Annotated in this window: 1 protein-coding gene; it reads left to right on the top strand. The window is 70.7% G+C overall.

Annotation, left to right across the window (positions count from 1 at the left end; genetic code table 11):
• A partial coding sequence (locus tag O4H32_RS14895) for a methyl-accepting chemotaxis protein (protein WP_269360402.1) occupies positions 1 to 573 on the top strand: 573 nt, incomplete at both ends.

Raw genomic sequence — 573 nt, 5'->3', positions numbered from 1 at the left:
AGATCACCGCCACCGTGCGCCAGAACGCCGACAACGCGCAGCAGGCCAACACCCTGGCCGCCTCGGCCGCCAAGACCGCCACCGACGGCGGCGCCATCGTCGCCGAGCTGGTCTCCACCATGGGCGAGATCAACACCAAGTCGCAACAGGTCGCCGACATCATCGGCGTGATCGACTCCATCGCCTTCCAGACCAACATCCTGGCCCTGAACGCCGCCGTCGAGGCCGCCCGCGCCGGCGAACAAGGCCGCGGCTTCGCCGTGGTCGCCTCCGAGGTCCGCGCGCTCGCCCAGCGCTCGGCCGGCGCCGCCAAGGAAATCAAGGGCCTGATCGACACCTCCGTCGAGTCCGCCGCCAAGGGCAACGAGCAGGCCGCGCGCGCCGGGGCCACCATGCAGGACATCGTCGACAGCATCCACCGCGTCACCGACATCATGGGCGAGATCAGCGCGGCCAGCCGCGAGCAGACCACCGGCATCGAGGAGATCAACGCGGCCGTCACCCAGATGGACGACGTCACCCGCCAGAACGCCAGCCTGGTCGAGGAATCGGCCGCCGCGGCCGCCAGCCTGC

This window comes from Castellaniella denitrificans (genome assembly GCF_027214045.1).
Lineage (GTDB): Bacteria > Pseudomonadota > Gammaproteobacteria > Burkholderiales > Burkholderiaceae_B > Castellaniella > Castellaniella denitrificans_A.
The sequence above is the reverse complement of the archived record's forward strand: the minus strand, read 5'-3'. Positions and strand labels throughout refer to the sequence as shown.